The organism is Schaedlerella arabinosiphila (assembly GCF_003885045.1).
Classification (GTDB): domain Bacteria; phylum Bacillota; class Clostridia; order Lachnospirales; family Lachnospiraceae; genus Schaedlerella; species Schaedlerella arabinosiphila.
This window is the reverse complement of the sequence record NZ_RHJS01000002.1, coordinates 5,712,074-5,731,239: the sequence shown is the minus strand read 5'-3', so window position 1 is coordinate 5,731,239 and position 19,166 is coordinate 5,712,074. Positions and strand designations below refer to the sequence as shown.

The following is a 19,166-nucleotide window of genomic DNA, read 5'->3' as shown; positions in this document are numbered from 1 at the left end:
TTCTGTGAAATACTATTCATATCTCCCATTTACAGATACTCCTGCGGCAGAATCATCTCATCATTCATTTTCACAAATCCGTACCGCTCATACAACGGCCGCCCCATGTCCGTTGCCTCCAGCGATATGTAACTCACGTTCTTTTTCTTTGCTTCCTTTATCAAAAGTTCCAAAGTATGATATGCAATTCCTTTTCTCCTGTAGTCAGGGCTTGTATACATATTCATAATATAAGCTTTCCATCCTGTAGGATTATGGTAGGTCGGCATCACCCGGAAAAAGCTGATTCCCCCTGCCCCGGCAACTCTCTCTCCATCAAAAGCAAGATATGCCGTATGTGTTTCCGCCTGCAGAGACTCTTCATAATATTCACGTGACTGTGCTTCCACAAACGCCATATTCGCCTCATCGCTTAAACAATTCGCAGCCCGCAATACCTCGATTCTTGTTTTTACCAATATATCTATGTATTCCATTCCCGCTTTTCTATACCATCGGCAAACGCCCAGGCTGAATCATCTTTTTTTCCTCAGTTTTAACAAAATCCCCTGCTCATCTGCCGCCTTCTGAAACCGCCCGGTCACATAGGCTGCTTTCTCTTTTAATGGAAGTTCTGCAAATGTTCCGTCTGATTTTGTCTGTTCCATCACTTTTCTCACATCTTCCAATTCCAAAAGATTTACAGCCAAACAGAAAAAAGTCTTTTTCCGGCCATCGTTGCAGTTCTGCAGCAGCCATTCCAAGATACTGATTTTTTCTTCCTGTTCTGCCCCATAAGCCTCCACGCCGATTTCCCGCTGTCTCTTTAAATCCTTTTTCTGATTCTGATGCGTGATAAATGAATCAACCGCATCAATCTCCTCGTATTTCTCGCAGGGAAATTCCTGGCAATGGCTGCAATACTCCAGTTTACCGCGCTGCAGGCTGCATTTTGCTATTTTGCAGGACTGGTTTCCTTCACCGCCGCCGCATCCGGGGCAATGGCCACCCAAGTGCATGGGGCATAATCCGCAATTTAATCCGCACAAAGAAAATAATAAATCTGATCTTGTAAAATTTTTCAAAAAAATTTCCTCCAATCATGAAACACACCGCTCATTTTTAATGCATGCCACTATGCAATATATGCTCCTGTCCATTTATTCCTTAATCCCCATAAAGCCCGCCTGCATATAGGACATCCAGATTAATTCTACATTTTGAACCCCGCCTTTTTGCATCGTTTCAAAATGTGCATTCACAGTAATCGGGAAATATTCTGTTCCATATCTTCTGATATGTGCATCGGCTTCTGCTGGATCTTTTCCGTTTGCAATCTGGTAATTCTGCCATCTCTGCAAAACAATTTGTTTCCCTTTTTCACTATTGGGAGCAATATTTTCAAATGAAAAGAAAATCCCGCCCTTTTTCAATGCCTGATAACAATTTTTCACAGCCGACTCTCGGTCTTTTTCCGAAAGATAATGATTCACCTGGACGGCCGTAATGACATCATACTTCTCGTATTCTTCAATCTCCTGGACGGCTGTCTGCTCAAAACGATTTCCTGCTTTTTGAAATCTGTTTTTTGAAATATCCAGCCATACTGCGTCATTCTTTCCCATAACGGACAAAATATCCAAAATCTGTTTGTAAAAGTCTTCGTAATAAGGGAGTGTTTGTCTTATTTTCTTATCATATTCTTCCGCTTTAAAAGCTGTATGTTTCATTTTGTCCCGTCTCCTTATTGTAGAGGAAATCTCCCTGTATGCTTTTTTAGATTCACAAAATTTTACGAAACAAAACATTCAGCCACTGCTCTGAATTTCTTTCCTGGCGTACATCGTTTTTCAAAAGCAATTGCTTCTGCCTCAGTAATACACTCATTGCCATGACTTATCTTCCAAAAATTTGGTGCTAAATTTTCATATAGATTTACTTTGGATAAATCCACTCTTTCCAAGGTTAGGTGCGAAGTTTGAGTACATAAATTATAAAAATGCATCTGTGTCAAAAACGATATCGTTTGGAAAACACACATGATGCTTTTTCGTAAATGAATCAGCAAATTCATCAGAGGGCTCCCTGTTTTTTCGATATTCTGCCTGAAGCTCTTTCTTTATTTCCTCACGCTTTGCATCTGCGTCCTCCTTCTCCACATAAATAATGCCATACATATAGCCATAGGAAAAATAGATTTCATATGGGTCTGTCCTGGAGGAAAAAAGGCTTACTTCTACAGCTTCATCAAATACCTCGCATATTTCCATGTATGTATTCTTGTAATGCCTTTGTTCCTCTGAAAAGCTGTCGGTTACATTTTTCCATTCTTTCATATGCTCTCCTCCTCATACTCCAGCCCATGCTCCTGGCACCAGTCAATCGCCAGTTTCCTGTAATATTCTGCCTGAAAATCATACCACTGCTGTGAAATCTCCATTCTGTCTACCAAATCCTTAAATCTCCTGAATGCTCCCCGCCCCCGGATGGCACAATCCAGTTTATCCGCCCTTTCACCTTTTAAAGTCCAGATAAATTCTTCCATAATGTGGTATTCGTGAATTTCGAATTTCGTCGGAAGCCTTAAATAGCGTTCCAGGTTTTCTTCAATTTCATCTTCCAGCCCTTCATTATCCAGACCAGTAATCAGTTCATCTGCAAGGAACACACTATCTCCTGTTTCTAAATCCAAAAAATATGTATAATTATCATCTGCCATCTCAATCGCGTCCAAAATGACACCTAATTTTACTTTCATTCCTAAAACCCCCTGTCTTTTTTTGGTAGTGTCAAGTTAACTACCATATTTTTTTTAACAAACCTTATTATTTCAAGGGTTTCACCACTTTTTCAAAGAAAAAAGCAATGACCTCCCTTTTTTGTGTCAATACTATTACCATCCCACAAACACTGAAAGGAAAATCATTGCTTATGGATATTATTACCTATTTACTCTTTCTCATTCAATCTCTTTACCAACAAAACTGCTGGCTGATTCATTTTATCTGCAGATATATCCCACTGAAACAGTGGGCTTTTGATGATTCCCATTCTCCAAAGTACCAGAAGTTTAAAATTGACGATCTCCCTCTTGTCACTGACTTCCGGCAGGACTGGACTTATCAAGATCTCATCCCTTACTTTGAAAAGCGTTATGGTAAGAAAATACGCCCTGTCAGCCGACGGTCAGAATGCGATATTCCGGACAGCTGTACCTGCCCCCGCTGTGGTGCCCCGAAGCCTTTCCTTTATAAAAATAATGGTTCCAAAGGACAGCTTCTCTGCAAAGTCTGCAGCGCAAGGTTCTCACCCGATGAAAGCCGCTTCTCCTCTGTAAAACTACGCTGTCCCCACTGCGGCAATACCCTGGTCCCAAAGAAGGAGCGCAAACACTTTATCATCCATAAGTGCATCAATCCCAAATGTCCTTATTACCTCTACAACCTCAAAAAGGTAGATAAAGAAGATCTCAGGCAGGACTACGGCAAAAATAAATATAAACTCCACTATATCTACCGTGAGTTTACGATGGATTTTTTCAGCATGGATCTCAATACCCTGCCTAAAAATGCTTCATCCCTGAAATTCACCAAGCATAATGCCCACGTAATGTCCTTGTGCCTGACCCTACACGTCAACCTTGGCCTCTCCCTTAGGAAAACCTCCCAGGCTCTCAGAGACCTGTACAACATCGGCATTTCCCACCAGCAGATCGCTAATTACTGCAAGACCGCAGCTATCTGCGTGAAACCTTTTGTTGACCAATACCCCTACGAAAAAGGGCCTGTTTTTACTGCCGATGAAACCTATATCAAAATCCGTGGGATCAAATCCTATGTCTGGCTCATTATGAATGCCGCATCCCGATCCATCATTGGCTACCAGATCTCTGATAACCGTGGTGTCGGCCCCTGTATCCTCGCTATGCGTATGGCTTTCCGGGGACTTGCAAAACTGCCGGAAAACTTTAAGTTCATTGCTGACGGTTACAGCGCCTACCCGCTCGCTGCAATGGAATTTGTAAAAAAGCTGGGAAACGATTTTACATTCAAAATCACTCAGGTGATTGGACTTACCAACGACGATGCTGTTTCCAAAGAACACCGTCCCTACAAACAGATGATTGAACGGCTCAACCGTACTTATAAGGCATCTTACCGTCACACAAACGGCTTTGACCACATCGACGGTGCCAACTATGACCTTGCCCTCTGGGTCGCATACTATAACTTTCTCCGTCCGCATAAACACAAGAACTACAAAGTTCTTAACGAAGTAGAAATGCTGCGGGGCGCTGACAACATGCCTGGAAAATGGCAGCTTCTCATCTTCCTTGGCCAGCAGACCATCCTGAACCAGCAGAAAAACGGCGGCTCTGCGCCGGAGCGGAGCTGTTGTCAATAGAACCGTGGAATACCGCAGCCGCCGTCAGGCGGTGAGGATATGCCGCGAAAGTCTATTGACATAAGGCTCACGGATGATCCTGTCTGTCAGAAAAGGGGCCACTGCGCCCTTTTCCTGCCTTCCGGCGAGGATGGGTTCGGGCAAAGCCCGAAACCGGGTCAAGGGATTGGTCCCTTGTGGGTTCTTAGGGCAACGCCCTAAGCCCTCGGAGAGCTTTTCGGAGTCGATATCTACAGTTTTCAAGGTTCATTTGAGCCTGTTTTTTGCAGCTCAGTTTTTCATAAATTACTTGACACTACCCTTTTTTTCTTTGTAAGCACGAAATAATCCGTATCTATGAATCCTCCATCATTTTTGATACAATAGCTCCAAATCAAGGAGGTATTGCCTATGAATGAAACGAACCTTACAAAAGAAGATTTCTGGATGAAGCGAATTCAGGATTTCCAAAAAAGCGGATTGTCAAGAAAAGAATGGTGTCAGGAAAATCAAGTCCCCCTGTCGACTTTCAGTTATTGGATCAGAAAACAAATGCAGAAGCCTTCCGAATTGGATCAAGGGATGGAACCAGTCTTTGCCAGACTCCCTTCTGAGTTAGAGGTTTCCTCCCAACCGTTGTCGGAGTATCCTCCCATAACGATCCATCTTCCAGAAAGTATCCGGATAGAGGTCAGCACCGGTTGCCCGTGTGAACTGATGGCCTCTTTGATCCACACACTAAAAAATTATGCTTGACCTGGCAGGCGGGACCACCGTATACCTGGCCTGCGGCAGTACAGACCTGCGCAAGAGCTATAACGGCCTGGCCGCGATCATAAAGCTAAAATTCCATCTGGATCCGTATTCCCGCTGCATGTTCGCCTTCTGTAACCGCAGACGGACATCCATCAAAATCCTTCAATGGGACGGATCCGGTTTCTGGATCCTGATGAAGCGGCTCGACCGCAATTACTTCCGCTGGCCGGATACGCCGGATGAGTTGAAAAAAGTGACCTTAAAGGAAATTCATTGGTTATGTGATGGACTGTCCCTCGACCCAAAAGGCGCTTTTGAGGAACATCATCCGAAGATCACAATCTAATCTACACCGATTTTCCTGTCAATTCGCAAAAAGCTGAAAAAGTGGCAGTTTTCAATGAATTTTCCTCTGTTTTTCCATCCGGTTTCCTCTCGAAAACAGAGCGGTTTCATGATATACTTTTCTCAGACCACAAGAGATAGGAGGGCTGGATCATGGAACCGCTTTTTTCTGAAAAACAATTGCAGGATATGGGCAAAGAGAATATCATCACATTGATACAGGCCATGCAGGTGCATCAGAAAAAACAGGAAACAGAGATCCAGCTCCTGAAAGAAAAAACGAAGGAACTGGAGTTTATGAATGCACTGCTTTCGGATCGGCTGGCACTTGCGCAGAGGAAGCAGTTTGGCTCTTCCAGCGAAAAATACGCGGAAGGCTATGAGCAGATGGACCTGTTCAATGAGGCGGAGCAGGAGGCCGATCCCAATGCAGCCGAGCCAGAGATGGAGGAGATCCATCCAAAATCTTATAAACGTAAAAAACCAACCGGAAAAAAGGAAGAGGACCTTTCCGCTTTTGAAACCACAGAGGTGATCAAACATAAATTAGAAGGAAACGACAGATTCTGCCCTGAATGTGGGACAAAATATAAAGTGGTGACTACGGAGACCGTAAAATATTTGAAATTCATCCCTGCCCGATTTGAAGTGGTGGAGGAGACCACCTATGTTTATGCCTGTCCCAAATGCGGGATGATGAAGCGCCCGCAGAAAGATCCGTCACTTCTCAAAGGCAGTGTTGCGACACCATCCCTCGTTGCCGGCATTATGAATGCGAAATATGTGAACGGGATGCCGCTTGCGCGACAGGAGAGGGAGTTCGCAAGATATAACCTGAACCTGTCAACAAAGACCATGGCCAACTGGATCATCCTGTGCGCAAAACGGTACCTGCAGCCGATCTATGACCTGATGAGGGAAGAATTCCTGCGCAGCAGATATATCCACTGTGATGAAACCCGACTCCAGGTGATCGATGAGCCCGAGCAAAAAGGGACAACCCAGAACTGGATGTGGGTGTATCTTACGGATGAATACAGCGGATCCCCACGGATGGTCCTCTTCCAATATGAAAGGACCAGGGGTGGATACCATCCGGTGGAATTCCTGGGGGATGAGTTCCGTGGCTATCTGACCTGTGATGGATACCAGGCTTACCACGGCCTCCCGGAGCAGATCACCGTGACAGGGTGCATGGCACACGCAAGGCGGCGGTTTGATGAAGCCCTGACCCCTTTGAAAAAGGGCTTTACCAAAGAACAGCTGAAAGAAACAACTGCATACCAGGCAATGGCACGGATTGGCATGCTTTATAAAATAGAGGAACTGATCCGTAACCAATCTCCTGAGGAAAGATATGCTGAGCGTCAGAAGCAGTCAAAACCGCTTTTAGAGGCTTTCTTCGGATGGCTGCATACTTTGGAAGGCTCTGTAAACCGGTCTTCTAAAATAGGAGAGGCCGTTTTATACGCTTTAAATCAGGAAAAATACCTCAAAGCCTATCTGGAAGACGGACATCTGAGTATCGATAACTCGGCCGCGGAGAGGGCGGTCAAGAACTTTGCCATTGGCCGCCGCAACTGGCTGTTCTCCAAAAGCATCAAAGGCGCGGAGGCCAGCGCGACCGTATACAGCATCACGGAGACGGCGTTACTGAATGGGCTTAAGCCATATGACTATGTGGCTTACATACTGGAACGTATGAAAGATCTGGGGCCATTCCCGTCAAAAGAAGATCTCCAGCAACTATTACCATGGTCAGAATCCATACCGGAGTCCTGTCGTACAAATCGTCCAGGTGCGTCCACTTAGCAGAAACTGCTGGGTGGTTTTTTTTGTCAAAGTGCAGATAACTTGGTGATGATATAAAAGATCAACTCTCATTAAGGCACAGTTTAGCAAATATTGGTGATTTTGAATAGGTACGGATTATTTCTTGCTTACTTTTCTTTGGTAAAACTTACAAAAACCATCTTAGCATTTCCAATTCCAATTCTATACTCTGTTTTGTATGAAATTTTGAAAGTAACACGATACTTTCGACCTTTTTCGCTTGCGGAAACTGTTCAACACAGTGTCATTGCACTTTCATGCAAACACAAAAGAGCACAAAAAATTCAGTCAGAAAGAAGGCCAAAGTGCTCAGAAAATACCTCGGCCTCATTTGATTCTCTTATTTGTTTTTTTCGATAATGGCCATCATTTCTGCAGGCGTAACAATGAAATCTCTCTCTGGAAAATGACGGATATTGCCAGTAATCAGATAAGCATCATCCTCTCGCTTCTCCATAACGACTTCATAAAACACAAGGTCATCCATGTCCACAAGGATTTCCCCTGTCGGGCTTGGATTTACCGCCAGTCCATATTGGCGGATCATAGCCATTAGCCGACCAATACGTTCTTCGCTAAATGAAAACTTTGCGCGATGCAAAACGTCCGTGTATTCATCCAGGATTTCCTGATTATACAGGGGTATAATCAGCCCTGATGAAATCGCATCCACAACTTGCGCCGTTGCTGTGTCGGTTCTTTTGGTCAGGAGAGACGAAATAAGGACATTCGTATCAAAAACTGCGTAATACCTCATTCCCTTGGCTTCCTTTCCGCCCTCGATGCGCGGATTTCGGCATTGATCTCATCAAGTGACATCTCCGGAAGGTCTGCCGCTTCTGCCCGGAGATCATCAATTGCCCTTTGTGCCTCAATTCTCGTCATACGAGTTTCAGGCAATACAGCCGGAAAAGGAAGTCCTCTTACCATCCGTGTGCGTTCCATGAACATACGGAATGCCGTATTCAGATCCATACCAAGCGCTTCATAGATTGCGACACAATCCTCTCTAAGCTCTTTGTCTGAGCGAAACTGATTTAAAACCTGTTCAGCCATATTAGCACCTCCATATTTCAAATACAAATCAAATACAAAAATATTTGTTTTGTAATTATAATATAGCCCGTTCAGAGAAAAAAATCAACCTTTTGGGATTTTATTTACGAGAACGGAACTTCCTTCGTTACTATTCACAGTCCAATGTCATTTAGTTAATATATGGACGAAATCCGATGTTCCACTCACCGGTGTTCACCCGTCTTGTTGGCTTCAACCCGCGATATTACTGGGGTTATTCTATCTGAAAACCTTGCATCTGAAAATCCATTTTCATGGAAATTATTGTTTTTTTCAGCAGAAAACTCAGATGGATGGGGTAGAGCCTTTTTTAAGTGGGGGTCTAACCATTCTTTTTGATTTTTTTGCGGAATTTTATATTAGTACTTGACAAATCAAACAAAATGTGCGGCCGCGCTCGCTGCTGATCCTCTTTTTAGAGGTAGCGAGCGCGGCCCTTGGATTTAGAGCGATATATGATTCTAATCCAAGGAGGTACATTCGTTATGTTTCATGAAAAAATCAAGGCTCTTTTTTCTTCTGCTGTGGACAGCGTTGCGTCCACAATCTCAAAATACTCCGTCCACCCAGACAAGGATTTTACCCGCCAGAAAAAGCTTCCACCGGATAAGCTCATTACGTTTTTGGTTTCCCAGGGCTCTTCCTCCACTTCCGAGGAACTTTTGGAGTTTTTTGATCTGGATGCAGATGCCCCTTCCGTTTCCGCACTCAATCAGCAACGGGCAAAGTTAAAACCGGAAGCCATGGAAGCCGTTTTTCATCACTTCCATTCCTCACTCTCTTCCTTGGAAGGCGCAGACGGCTATGAATCCATTGCTGCGGATGGCTCTACCTTTTCCTTTTTCAGTAAGCCCACGTTTGCTTCCCCTGACTACTTTGTTTCCGAAGGGCATTCTGCCAAAGGATTTTACAGTTTGCATTTAAATGCCCTGTACAATCTGGACAAGCACATCTATACCGATGCACTGATCCAGCCGATTCACAATAAGGATGAATACCGGGCCTTTGCCACCCTGGTGGACCGCCATCAGACTTCCCCCTGGAAAAAGACTATTTTTATCGGTGACCGTGGTTACTGCTCCTATAATAATATGGCCCATGTGCTCAAAAAAGGGCAGTTTTTCCTCTTCCGCGCAAAGGATATCCATTCCAAAGGCCTTCTTTCCGGTTTTGATTTTCCTGACAAGGAATCCTTTGACATCCGGGTTCGGGTCACCCTGGTACGCAGCCAGTCAAAAAAGATTGCTGTAGAGGGATACCGCCGTTTTGTCGATAAGGCAACCTCCTTTGATTTTATTGAGTACGGGACACGGGATACCTACCAGCTTACGTTCCGCATTGTCAGGTTTCCCATATCAGAGTCCACTTATGAGTGCCTGGTTACCAATCTCCCGGAAGAGGAATTTCCGCCAAAGCGTCTAAAAGAGCTTTATTTTTCCAGGTGGGGCGTGGAATCCTCATTTCGGAAACTGAAATATACCATCGGATTGATCAATTTCCATTCTTATAAGCCGGACTTTGTCAAACAGGAAATATGGGCAAAACTCATCGTCTACAACTTGACAGAAAGTATCATCAACCATACTGCTGTGGTCCATCAAAAGAAGACAAAGCATGATTACAAAATACATTTTGGTACAGCAGCCCATATTTGCAGGGTGTTCCTACGTCCTTCTGTGAAAGAAGGCTCAATCAATGTAACCGCCCTGCTTCAGCGCAGGTTGATCCCGATCCGAAATGAACGGCAGTATCACAGGCTAAAGACAGCCCATTTCCGGAGGCCGCGATATCTTATATACCGGGCAGCCTGAAAGCATTTTTACCTTAAATATAGATATTTTTTAAGCAGATGCGGATCTGCTTAGTCGTCATGCCCAAAAATAATTTTCACCTCTTTCATTATGATCCGAACAGTCTCTCAGACACAAGCAAAAACATATGTTCTGGCTTGTGCTGTGAAAACAAGTCCACTTTATATCTAATAATTTATAGAACACCGGTCTGGCTTTGTTTAACTAAATGACATTGATTCACAGTCCAAATGGCTTTTTTGCAACACAAATGGACCGGTATTTCGCCGGCCATTTGTTTCAAACAGGCTGAATGCTTTTATGGCTGGGATGTTTGAGAGAATATTTCTTCTATAGTATAAGGATTCCCGTTACACAACCTCGTCAATGCGCTCATCTCATTGATCCCATTCCTTCTGCATGTTTCTATATAAGTTCGGATTGCCGCATAATTGTCTGCTGTCCTAGCTGAAGCGAACTGGCCTGACACCTTCATTTTTGTCTTCACACCACGCAACGCCCTCTCACTCAAATTGTTGGTTGTGGGCAACGAAAAATCTTCCACCCATGCAAAAAAATTTTCCCGGTAATCTATAATCCTCGCAATAAGGGCACGCTCAAATGGCCCGGAATAATCGGATGTATTGGCTGCGGCCTCCCCCTCTGCTTTCCCCAGCAGTTCCGTCATCTTTTTGTTAAAGTTTTCTATATACGCCTCCCCAAAGCTTTCCTCCCCCGACAGGATCCGGTCATTTCTGTCCCTGATCGTGCCGGAGACCAGCTGTTTGATCTCAAGTAATACCTTATGCCCTGTTTCGTCCGCACTCTTTTGGAGGTCCCTCTGCAGGTGTGCATTGCATTCCAGATTCATGAATACAAACCTGCTGTTGTAATTGATGGAATTGTGGTCATGCATGACACTTGTCATTTCTGTGAGCGCCTCCAATATCCCGTCTGCCAGTATGCCATCCATGTCCTTTTTGTTATGGGCAACATAATAGGCGGCTGTCTCATCCCCGTAAAAGCGCAGGCATATCCTGGACTTGTCAGCCATCACCACAGTGTCATCCCAATAGAGGATGGGGCGTGTGACCAGGAGCCGGAAAAGATCCTCCCTGAATTGTTTTAAGCCCCTGGCCGCCCTTGGCTGGAGTTTCGCGATATACCCTTCACTGGGACATACCTCCCCATCCGTCAGGCCGCTGATCAGGAGGGGAACCTTGTTGATGGCCGCGTTTGTGGTGTTCATCAGCGAGAGGGACAGCGCCTGGAGAAACGCCCCATACTGGCACTCGGCCCGTAAGGCCGGGTCAATCCCAGTACGGACAATCTGCCCGCAGTTTCTGCACTGGTACACCCAAAATTTATGGAGCCGCTTTATGACTTTGACCTCGATATCAATCTCGTATTTTTCCTCACATTCACCGGTAAAGGTAAAATCCCCGCAGCCGCATTCCGGACAGAATTCCCCGTCGCCCACCGGATGGCTTACTTCCTCGTCCACCTCTTCCGGCCCAGGCTTTTCCAGGGTATGGCGCTCGTGTCCGCGCTGCCCGCCTTTCGGCTTCCCTGTATTCCTGCGGCTGTTCGGGATATGCCTGTCTTTCCACGGGGGTGTCTGGCCGGTTGGGGTGGAAGTATTTGTGCTATCCCTGCCGAGCAGGGCTGCCGCATGGGCGAGCTCTGCCGCCAGCCCATGGATCACGGCATCCTTTTCCGCAAGCTGCCCCTCATAATCCTGGATGATGGCGGCAATCTTATCATCGGATGCTTTCAGGATCTCCCAGTTTTTATCCATCAGTTTTTGGATCTTCTGTTCTTTCTTATTCAATTCGGCCTGGTATTTTTCCCAGTCTGAGTCACATTCCCCAAACCAGATGTTCCGGATGGTAACCGTGGCGGCATGGGCCTTTGCCAATTCTTTTTTTAACCGTTCAATCTCCTTGATATACCCGGCAACCACCTTGTGGTGGTCTGCCTGCAGCTTTTTATATCTTTCCCCGTTCCGGAAAGCTTCTAATTCCCGGCGCATGGCCTTATTCTGGTATTGGAGTGTGGTATATTCTGAAAACAGACGGTCCATGGCTGCCTCCTATAGGTATCCTGTTTACGCTTCCGGTATATGGGAAGCGATTTCTTTTATACGTTCCAAACTGGAACGCAGCAACTGGTTGCGGTGTTCTAAAACTTTGATCCTGGCATCTTTTTCCGCGCATTCCTTTTTTAATGTTTCAGCAAGGAACCGGTAGTCGGTTTCTGGTTTTTTCTTTTTGCTATGGCTGGAATTGTCATCCGGTTCCTTTTTTCTGCCGCGCTTTCCTGACGACGGGATCAGTTCACCTGTCTCCGGATCTTCTGTGCCAAGATATTTCCGGATCGGCCTGGATTGTTTTGTTTCCGGGTCATAATGGGAAGTTGATTCATAGAGGGCAACCCGACCTGTTTTTTTATTCACATATCTTACGATTGACATTTTATCTTCCCCTTTCTACATATTGGTACTATATATTATAACACATACCAATAAAAATATCAATATGTTATTGGTATGTTTTTCAAAAAATACCAATAAACTAACAGGGATGCTGGTTTAATAAGCCAAAGAGGGCCCCAAACCATAGATAAACACTAGGTTTGAGGCTCTCTATTATAATTGGATTTTATACTTTAACCAGACTGTGAATAGTAACTGTTCACTGGTTGATGCAGAGGTGGAGCGTCTTTGCTTTTCCGTCATATACGAGAAAACGCTCGTCTTTTTCTTTTCTAAAGTCAATATACGCGTCCTTTTCATGATCCGCCGCAATGCTGAGCACTTGTTCATACGGGACGGTGACGATGGTGAACTCCCTGCCGATCCGTATCGCGGCGAATCTTTTTCCGTACTCCTCGCAAAATTCCTCATCCGAAAAGGCCAGGAGCACGCCCTGGTCGTACAGCACGCCGTCTATGGTGAAGCGGCTGCGCAGGTTTTCATCCCCGGGGCACACGGTGAAGAGACTTCGGGACTGTAAAAGGGATTTGATGAAGTCCCAGTCTTTTTGGGTGCGGTTGGGTTGGTTGAGTTTGGTTTTCATGGAGCGGATCTCCTGGGGGGAGAGGGTGGGGATTTGGGTCGTGGTTTGTTCTTGTATGTCCATAGTGTTACGTTTCCTTTCTCTTTTCGTTCCTGCATATCGCGGATTGAACCGGGACTTTTGAAATCCGGTATTCCTATGCTGAACGGTTTTGCCATCATATATACTCTATTTTTATTCTGAAAGTATATGGCTGTTACTATTTACAGTAACATCTGGTTATGGCAGATGCTTTCTATGCCTTGTGAAACGGCCGCATGGCCATAATGGGGTGCCCTTAGGTATGAATTATAGCACAGGACGGGGCAACTCACAATTACTATAATGATAGAAAAAACTATATCACCCAATCTCCTTCGCCCATTTCGCAAAGGTATGGTTATCCACCCCCAACTGCCTGGCGGCTTCCCGGCCGGACAGTTCTCCCTGCGCCCAGAGATCCCAGATAAATTCAAAATTGTGAGGGAGCTGGATGGGCTTTCTGCCCACGGCCACGCCCCTTGCTTTTGCCGCGGCGATCCCCTCGACGACTCGCTGGCGCATCATTTCACGCTCAGTTTCTGCCACATACGAAAGGGCGATCAGCATGATCTCTGCCACAAGGCGGTCCAGAAGGCTACGGTCCAGACCGGTGTTGAGAAGCTTCATGTCCAGCACCACAATGCCGCATTTCTTTTCCAGGGTGATGTGCCTCCACTGTTCAATGATCTCGTTGAAATCCCGTCCCAGGCGGTCGATACTTTTGATGATAAGGGTATCGCATTCTCTGATCTTTTTCAGAAGCGCCTTGTAGCCGGGGCGTTCGAAATCTTTGCCGGACTGCTTGTCAGCGAAAATGTTTTCTTTTGCCACGCCGTATTTTTTCATGGCAATGCGCTGCCTGTCATCGTTCTGATCCTTTGTAGAGACCCTGATGTAACCATACATTGTTCCCGTCATAACGGTTTCCTCCTTTGTAACCCATAAGTATATTATGTTTTTATTATAGAGGAAACTCTAGTTCTTATTGTCAGAGAATGAACTTCTATACAATAAATCTCAATGCGATTTACAGAGCCTGCTGCAAACCTCCTTCTGTCAGCTCACCACACTCCGCAGCCTCTTGTCCAACGCCTCCCACTCTTCCCGCGGCAGGCTGGTAAACGGCCCGTTCATCAGTTCTTCCAGCGTAAACAGCTCCTTCTCAAAGGGCAGATTCTTGAACCGGCACAGATAATCCTCCTCCAGAATCTTCCTGGTCTCTGCATTCTCCATCAGCTCTTCCATTGGAGAATCGATGCTGTAGACCTTCCGGTAGGGTTTCGTCGGCTCGTATTCAAAAACATACGTTCCAGCCTCCACTTCCACCGCGACACTGCTTCCCATCTGTGTGACTGCGCGGACTCCTCTGCAGCAATCCGTTCCTGCTGCGCTCCCGCAGTCCTCTCCTGTCTCTCTGCCGCAATCCGCCTTTGCAGCGCCGCCCCGGTCTGCTCCTATCTCTCTGCCGCAATCCGCCTTTGCAGTATTGCCGCATTCTTCTCCTGTCTCTCTGCCGGAATCTGCTCCTGCTCCGCTGCAGCGGCAATAATTTCTTTTTGCACCTTCGCCGCTCTTCCCGCGTCCATCTCCCATTCCCAGCGCCTTCTCAATCTCCCCCGCGTCTGCGTCCGGCAGCACGATTCGGGCCTCTGCGTCAAAGGGCACGGTCACAATTACTTTCAGCTTTTTCCCGTCGATTCTCCATGAGCTTTCGATCATCCCTGCCGCCGACCGCAGGCAGCCCTTAGCCCAGGATATTTGATAATTGGGCGCAGGGGCAACCCGGAATTTCTTAAAGCCGGCCCCCTCTTCCATGGGCTGGATGCCCAGCATGTTGCGGTACATCCATTCCACAATGGAGCCGTACGCGTAATGGTTCAGGGAGTTCATCTCCGTACCGCTGATCTTCCCGTCCGGAAGCACGGAATCCCACCGTTCCCATACGGTGGTCGCGCCCATGAGCACCTCATAGAGCCAGCCGGGATAGCCTTTTTCCAGCAGCAGATGGTATGCCAGGTCGTTCATGCCGTTTTCGGACAGCATCCGGCACAGGTAGGGGGTGCCTACGAATCCCGTGTCCAGATGGTAGCGGTTCTTTTTCAGCCGGTTCAGAAGCCCCCTGCATACCTTTTCGCGGGCAGAATCCGGCGTCAGTCCCATGTACAGCACCACCACATAGGCCGTCATGGTATCCACGCTTAAGTTTCCCGCCGGGGTGAAATACTCCCGGATGAAGGCGGTTCGGATTTCCTCCGCAAGGGTTTCATAATACTCCGCATCCGGCGCATTTCCCAGAATCCTGGCCGTCTTTGCCACAATAACCGCGGAATGGTAATAATACCCGGATGCGATCAGGTGGGGATCGGTGGCTCCGTACACACCGCCGGGCACATTTCCGTCCAGGGCCAGCCAGTCGCCGTAGTGGAAACCGCTCTGCCACAGGCGTTTACCGCCGTATCTGTCATCCTCGCCCTTCATGTAATCCACCCATCCCTTCATGCTGTCGTACTGCCGCTCCAGGATGCTTTTATCGCCGTAATGCAGGTACACATTCCAGGGAATCACGGTGGCAGCCTCGCCCCAGGCAGTGGAAGCGTCGCCGGGATAATTGGCCACCGGAACCACATCGGGCACGCTGCCGCCCAGCTTTTTCTGCTCCCCATAGACGTCCCGTCCGTATTTCGTATAAAATGCATAAGTATCCATGTTGAAGCAGGCCGTACCGCTGAAGATCTGGGCATCCCCCGTCCAGCCGTATCGCTCGTCCCGCTGGGGGCAGTCCGTAGGCACGTCCAGGAAATTGCCCTTCTGGCCCCATTTTGCATTGTGAATCAACTGGTTCACCAGCGGATCAGAGGTCTCGATATCTCCCAGTTCCTCCATCTCAGAGTGGATGACCAGCCCTCGGAAATCATTCACATCCGGCTCGCCTTCCCAACCGGTGATCTTGACGAACCGATAGCCGTAAAAGGTAAAATGCTGCCGCACATCGCACGCATTTCCGTCCACAATGTATGTAAATTCTGCCTTTGCCGTCCGCAGATTTTCATTGTAAAAATTTCCGTCCTGGAGGATTTCACCAAACTGGAAACAAAGCTTCGTGCCCTTTGAAGCCCTGCAGTGAAAGCCCAGCCAGCCCACCATATTCTGCCCCATGTCCAGCACCGTTTCCCCGGCCGGAGTGTAAATCAGCTCCACAGGCGTGATCCGCTCATGAATCCGTATAGGCGGACTCAGCCTGGGGGACAGCTTTTTCTTGTCCAGGTCAATCTTCTCTACCGGAAACCTTTCACTGGTGTCCAGAGATGCATCATAGACCTCTCCCGGGTAAATGCCGCTGGAAACGATTTTGCTTTTTTTTGCCTGCCAGGTGTCGTCCGTGGAGATCACTTCCTCTGTCCCGTCCTCATAGGAAATGTGCAGCTCCCCGATGCACGCCAGGCGGTCCCCATAATTTTCCTCCGTCTGCCTTAGGCCGTACCAGCCCTTGTACCAGCCGTCCCCAAGCAGAACTTCGATCTCATTTTCACCGGCACGCAAATCCACCTCATAGGTCTGGTACTGAATCCAGGTGTCGTAATCGCAGAAACCGGGAAGAAGGCACTCGTCCCCCTGCTTCTCGCCGTTGATGTACAGTTCATAGAGACCCACGCCTGTGACGTACATTCTGCAGCGGGATACCGGTTTTGTAATGGTAAATGTTTTCATGACGGACATCTGCAGCTCTTTTGGGGCGCAGGGGGTGATCCAGTCCGCCTTCCATTCCCCGCCTTTGGCTGTTTCAAACCATGCTGCCGGGCTTTCCGCCGATTCGCCGTTGTCCGCCCAGACACGAACCTTCCAGTAATAGCGTGTCTCCGGCGTTAGATCAATGGGCAGCAAAAACGCGGTGCTGACGACTGCGTCTGTCTCCCCGCTGTCATAGATCAGATCGGAAAAATTCTCGTCCAGCGAGACCAGTACCCGGGCTTTTTCCTGCTTTCTTGCCGATGTGCCTCTGACCACATAGGAGATGGTGGGCCGGCCCAGGTCAAAGCCAATGGGGTTGACAAGATGATTCACTTTTAAATGTACGATTTCCATAGTTGGGGGTTCCTTTCTGTCTTAAAATAATTTTATCCTTTAGCATATACAACCCTGCAGTTCTTCTTGTAGCAGGCGATCCCATATTTGACAATTTTCTCCATTCCATCCTCTACAAGTCCAGCAGCATAGTCTTTATCCTGAATCTGTTTCAAAGCGGTCCTGCAGCCCGCATCAAAATCTCCGCCCTCTGCGTATTTTACCTCTATCACAATGCCAATTTCGTCCTCCGTCTCTACAAGAATATCGCTGTATCCTGTTCCGGATTCTGCATTTGAACTCACATCCCAGTTCTCACGCGAACTCAGCAAGCCAAGTAAAATGCCATGGTAGAAGTTTTCCTTTTTCTCTTTCCGAACAGCCGTATCCCGAATACTGATTGTTTTCTTCAAATAAGCTGTAAACTGCCTCTCAACAGCTTCTGCATTCCCACTTACCAGCGCCTCACAAAATGTATCCAATTTCATCTGGTCTTTCTGCGTTTCTTCCTGAAACCATTCCTGGATCTGTTCAACAAAAATCTGCCTTATCTCCTGGTTTGGTATCGCAAGAAGGTAAGTATTCCCCTCCGCCTTACCCCGATTTGTCAAATAGCCTGTGGTAAGCATCACACTCCAGACATTTTCAATACTCTTATACAAATCTCGGTAAGTCAGTTCTTCCTTCACCTTTTTTGCGATGCTCTCGCCATTGATCAGCCGCTCAATCTCTCTCCGCGTACTTTGCTTCGCCATCCGGAGAAATTTTCTGATAATATCATTGCTGCTTGTATTGATCCAAAAAGCTTTTGGTGCAGCGGCCGGTTCAGCTCTCAGCAAATCAATATAATTAATCACGTCCCAAGGACAATATATGTCTGCATTGCCGATACGGTAGCCATTATACCATTCCTTTATCGCAGCATAGGCATTGTCAAATCCATAGTACTTCAGCATTGCTTTTACTTCATCGTCTGAAAATCCAAAATATTCATCAAACCATGCATGAACAACAGAGTACGCCTTAAAGTTATTCAATCCGGTAAAAATACTTTCTTTTGCTATCCGCAGGCATCCTGTGAGCACAGCAAACTGAAGGCAGTCATTCCCCTTAAGTACCCTGCTGAACAGGTTCCGGACCAGGCCGACCATCTCTTCATAATATCCTGCCCTGTGTGCCTTATCCAATGGCACGTCATATTCATCAATCAGCAAGATCACTTTCTGACCGTAATGCTTATACAATAGCTGCGTTAATGTCAGAAGACTGTCTCTTAGTATTTCTTCTGACATGTCAAACTTGAGCCGGCCTCCAGAATCACTTTTTATTAACTGGCTAAACTGTGCCTTCTCTCCTTCATTAAGCCGGTCACTCTCCGTTAAAAACCAGAATTTAAGAGCTTCGTTGCCGATTACAGAATACATCGCTGCTCTGGCACCTTCAAATTCTCTGGAATCTATATCTTTTAAACTAATAGAGATTACAGGATATTTTCCCATATACTCCCTGCACAGTTCTGTCTCTTCAGCAATCTCAAGCCCGTCAAAAAGCGATCTGTCGGTTTTATATTCAAAGAATGCTTTCAGCATATTCATATTCAGAGTTTTGCCAAATCTTCTTGGGCGTGTAAACAAATTCACCTTTCCCCAGTTATGAAGCAATTCCTTAATCAGTCCCGTTTTATCGACATAGTAGAAGCCTTTTGTACGGATTTCCTCAAAATTCTCAATACCGACAGGCAGTTTTAAAGGCAGCACCGTTCCTTTCTCCTCTTTATTTATCATACAGGATATCCTCCTCTCTGTTCAAGCTTCTATAATGAATCCTTCTCCTGGTTCTTCAA

General features: G+C 46.6%; 18 protein-coding genes. 5 read left to right on the top strand and 13 right to left on the bottom strand.

Going from position 1 to position 19,166, the window contains the following annotated elements; genetic code table 11:
* Positions 1-29 precede the first annotated feature (29 nt).
* The 5 genes from EBB54_RS26935 to EBB54_RS26915 form a co-directional block, all read right to left on the bottom strand.
* Positions 30-476: a GNAT family N-acetyltransferase gene (locus EBB54_RS26935; protein ID WP_125129727.1), complete on the bottom strand. Its 447-nt coding sequence runs from the start codon at positions 474-476 to the stop codon at positions 30-32.
* Between the two features lie 39 nt (positions 477-515).
* Positions 516-1,064 carry a DUF3795 domain-containing protein gene (locus EBB54_RS26930; RefSeq protein ID WP_125129726.1) on the bottom strand — a complete coding sequence of 183 codons (549 nt, stop codon included), beginning with the start codon at positions 1,062-1,064 and terminating at the stop codon, positions 516-518.
* A 75-nt stretch (positions 1,065-1,139) separates the two neighbouring features.
* Positions 1,140-1,709: a class I SAM-dependent methyltransferase gene (locus EBB54_RS26925; protein ID WP_162307213.1), complete on the bottom strand. Its 570-nt coding sequence runs from the start codon at positions 1,707-1,709 to the stop codon at positions 1,140-1,142.
* 261 nt (positions 1,710-1,970) lie between these two features.
* The gene (locus EBB54_RS26920; RefSeq protein WP_125129724.1) at positions 1,971-2,315 is read right to left on the bottom strand and encodes a hypothetical protein; all 345 of its coding nucleotides are present in this window, start codon (positions 2,313-2,315) and stop codon (positions 1,971-1,973) included.
* Positions 2,312-2,737: a UPF0158 family protein gene (locus tag EBB54_RS26915; RefSeq protein ID WP_125129723.1), complete on the bottom strand. Its 426-nt coding sequence runs from the start codon at positions 2,735-2,737 to the stop codon at positions 2,312-2,314. Before EBB54_RS26915 ends, EBB54_RS26920 begins: the two co-directional genes overlap by 4 nt.
* A gap of 173 nt (positions 2,738-2,910) precedes the next feature.
* Between EBB54_RS26915 and EBB54_RS26910 the strand changes: the two genes are divergently transcribed.
* The 4 genes from EBB54_RS26910 to tnpC all read left to right on the top strand — a co-directional run bounded on the left by EBB54_RS26910 (position 2,911) and on the right by tnpC (position 7,275).
* The gene (locus EBB54_RS26910) at positions 2,911-4,383 is read left to right on the top strand and encodes a DDE-type integrase/transposase/recombinase (RefSeq protein ID WP_125129068.1); all 1,473 of its coding nucleotides are present in this window, start codon (positions 2,911-2,913) and stop codon (positions 4,381-4,383) included.
* Positions 4,384-4,773: 390 nt separating this feature from the next.
* Positions 4,774-5,118, top strand: a complete 345-nt coding sequence (gene tnpA, locus EBB54_RS26900) for an IS66 family insertion sequence element accessory protein TnpA (protein ID WP_016295406.1) — start codon at positions 4,774-4,776, stop codon at positions 5,116-5,118.
* Positions 5,111-5,464: an IS66 family insertion sequence element accessory protein TnpB gene (tnpB, locus tag EBB54_RS26895; protein ID WP_016294944.1), complete on the top strand. Its 354-nt coding sequence runs from the start codon at positions 5,111-5,113 to the stop codon at positions 5,462-5,464. The genes tnpA and tnpB overlap by 8 nt, the downstream gene beginning before the upstream one ends.
* Positions 5,465-5,616: 152 nt before the next feature.
* Positions 5,617-7,275, top strand: a complete 1,659-nt coding sequence (tnpC, locus tag EBB54_RS26890; RefSeq protein ID WP_125129722.1) for an IS66 family transposase — start codon at positions 5,617-5,619, stop codon at positions 7,273-7,275.
* Between the two features lie 361 nt (positions 7,276-7,636).
* On the opposite strand, the gene EBB54_RS26885 is transcribed toward tnpC, so the two are convergent.
* Both EBB54_RS26885 and EBB54_RS26880 read right to left on the bottom strand, forming a co-directional pair.
* Positions 7,637-8,053, bottom strand: coding sequence for a putative toxin-antitoxin system toxin component, PIN family (locus EBB54_RS26885; RefSeq protein WP_125129721.1), 417 nt, complete (start codon positions 8,051-8,053; stop codon positions 7,637-7,639).
* Complete coding sequence (locus EBB54_RS26880; RefSeq protein WP_125129720.1) at positions 8,050-8,352, bottom strand: type II toxin-antitoxin system RelB/DinJ family antitoxin; 303 nt, start codon at positions 8,350-8,352, stop codon at positions 8,050-8,052. The genes EBB54_RS26885 and EBB54_RS26880 overlap by 4 nt, the downstream gene beginning before the upstream one ends.
* A gap of 506 nt (positions 8,353-8,858) precedes the next feature.
* On the opposite strand from EBB54_RS26880, the gene EBB54_RS26875 reads away from it, so the two are divergent.
* Positions 8,859-10,184, top strand: a complete 1,326-nt coding sequence (locus tag EBB54_RS26875; RefSeq protein WP_125127865.1) for an IS4 family transposase — start codon at positions 8,859-8,861, stop codon at positions 10,182-10,184.
* 298 nt (positions 10,185-10,482) lie between these two features.
* On the opposite strand, the gene EBB54_RS26870 is transcribed toward EBB54_RS26875, so the two are convergent.
* The 6 genes from EBB54_RS26870 to EBB54_RS26840 form a co-directional block, all read right to left on the bottom strand.
* Entirely contained in the window at positions 10,483-12,246 is a 1,764-nt protein-coding gene (locus EBB54_RS26870) for an IS66 family transposase (protein WP_125126564.1), read from the bottom strand.
* Between the two features lie 24 nt (positions 12,247-12,270).
* The gene (locus EBB54_RS26865; protein WP_125126563.1) at positions 12,271-12,636 is read right to left on the bottom strand and encodes a hypothetical protein; all 366 of its coding nucleotides are present in this window, start codon (positions 12,634-12,636) and stop codon (positions 12,271-12,273) included.
* A gap of 220 nt (positions 12,637-12,856) precedes the next feature.
* A complete protein-coding gene (locus EBB54_RS26860; RefSeq protein ID WP_125129719.1) occupies positions 12,857-13,303 on the bottom strand; it encodes a hypothetical protein in 447 nt (148 codons plus the stop codon).
* A 279-nt stretch (positions 13,304-13,582) separates the two neighbouring features.
* Positions 13,583-14,179: a recombinase family protein gene (locus EBB54_RS26855; RefSeq protein ID WP_004074688.1), complete on the bottom strand. Its 597-nt coding sequence runs from the start codon at positions 14,177-14,179 to the stop codon at positions 13,583-13,585.
* Positions 14,180-14,317: 138 nt separating this feature from the next.
* Positions 14,318-17,344 carry an alpha-L-rhamnosidase gene (locus EBB54_RS26845; RefSeq protein ID WP_243127830.1) on the bottom strand — a complete coding sequence of 1,009 codons (3,027 nt, stop codon included), beginning with the start codon at positions 17,342-17,344 and terminating at the stop codon, positions 14,318-14,320.
* 32 nt (positions 17,345-17,376) lie between these two features.
* The gene (locus tag EBB54_RS26840; protein WP_125129718.1) at positions 17,377-19,107 is read right to left on the bottom strand and encodes an AAA family ATPase; all 1,731 of its coding nucleotides are present in this window, start codon (positions 19,105-19,107) and stop codon (positions 17,377-17,379) included.
* Positions 19,108-19,166 lie beyond the last annotated feature (59 nt).